Origin of the sequence: Pseudorhodobacter sp. (assembly GCF_030452865.1) — a bacterium.
Classification (GTDB): Bacteria; Pseudomonadota; Alphaproteobacteria; order Rhodobacterales; family Rhodobacteraceae; genus Pseudorhodobacter.
Genome location: NZ_JAKDLJ010000571.1, coordinates 1 through 1,691 on the forward strand (window position 1 = coordinate 1; position 1,691 = coordinate 1,691).

Annotated in this window: 2 protein-coding genes; both read left to right on the forward strand. The window is 59.1% G+C overall.

The window, feature by feature from the left end:
* The coding region (locus L0H65_RS19520; RefSeq protein WP_301460845.1) for a proton-translocating transhydrogenase family protein at positions 1–293 on the forward strand (293 nt) is incomplete at its 5' end.
* A gap of 12 nt (positions 294–305) precedes the next feature.
* A partial coding sequence (locus L0H65_RS19525; protein ID WP_301460846.1) for an NAD(P)(+) transhydrogenase (Re/Si-specific) subunit beta occupies positions 306–1,691 on the forward strand: 1,386 nt, incomplete at its 3' end.

Consider the following 1,691-nt stretch of genomic DNA (forward strand, 5'->3'; position numbering starts at 1 on the left):
TGGCTGGGTTGTTTGCGCCGGCAAGTTTCATGCAGCATTTCATCGTCTTCGTGCTGGCCTGTTTCGTCGGCTTCCAGATCATCTGGAAGGTCTCACACAGCTTGCACACGCCGTTGATGGCGATCACCAACGGGATTTCGTCCATCATCATCATCGGGGCGCTGTTGCAGATCGGTTCCGGCAACTGGCTGGTGATCCTGCTTGCGTCACTCTCGGTCTTTATGGCGGGGATCAATATTTTTGGCGGCTTTCTGGTGACACGCCGGATGCTTGCCATGTTCCAGAAGTCATAAGGGGCGGTTGCGATGGAATACGGGTTTACCACGGCCGCCTATGTTGTGGCGGCAGTTCTTTTCATCCTGTCCTTGGGCGGGCTCTCGGGGCAGGAAAGTGCCAAGCGTGCGGTTTGGTACGGCATGGTCGGCATGGCGCTCGCGGTGGTTGCCACGCTGATCGGCCCGGGGTCGGACAACTGGTGGCTGACACTGGTGTTGATCGCCGCAGGTGGCGCGATTGGCTGGGTTATTGCGCAGCGGGTCCAGATGACGGAAATGCCACAACTGGTGGCGGCGATGCACTCGCTGGTTGGCATCGCGGCGGTGTTTATCGGTTACAACGCCGAGATTGAGATGATCCGAGTGGCGGCGCTTCATGCGGCATCCGATGCGACCGGGTTGGAGGCGCTGAAGGGGTTTGCCGCCAAGATTGCGCATAAATCCAGTGTGGACCTCAACATCCTGAAGATCGAGGTGTTCCTTGGCGTGTTCATCGGGGCGGTGACGTTCACCGGTTCGGTCGTGGCTTACGGCAAGTTGGCGGGCAAGATCGACGGCGTGGCCAAAAAGCTGCCGGGCGGGCATATGTTGAACGCAGGGGCGGCGGCGTTGTCGGTGCTTCTGTTGATCTTCTACATGCAGGGGGCGGGTGCCTGGGCCCTGATCGTGATGACGCTGCTGGCGTTTTTCATCGGCTATCACCTGATCATGGGCATCGGCGGCGCGGATATGCCGGTGGTCGTTTCCATGCTCAACAGCTATTCGGGCTGGGCGGCGGCGGCGATCGGGTTCTCGCTGTCCAATGACCTGCTGATCGTGGTGGGGGCACTGGTCGGCTCCTCTGGTGCGATCCTGTCCTATATCATGTGCAAGGCGATGAACCGCAGCTTCATATCGGTGATCCTCGGTGGCTTTGGTGGCACAACCGGCCCGGCAATGGAAATCCATGGGGAGCAGATTGCAATTGATACCGAAGGCGTTGCAGCGGCGTTGAATGAGGCGGATAGCGTGATCATTATCCCCGGCTACGGCATGGCGGTGGCGCAAGCGCAATCGGCGGTGGCGGACCTGACGCGCAAACTGCGCGCCAAGGGCAAGACGGTGCGCTTTGCCATCCACCCGGTCGCAGGCCGTTTGCCGGGCCATATGAACGTGCTTTTGGCTGAGGCAAAGGTGCCCTATGACATCGTGATGGAAATGGATGAGATCAATGACGACTTCCCTTCAACGGATGTCGCCATCGTCATCGGCTCCAACGACATTGTGAACCCGGCAGCACAGGAAGACCCGAACAGCCCGATTGCAGGGATGCCGGTGCTGGAATGTTGGAAGGCCAAGCAGGTGATCGTGTCCAAACGCGGACAGGGGACCGGCTATTCTGGGATTGAGAATCCGCTGTTTTTCAAAGAAAATACG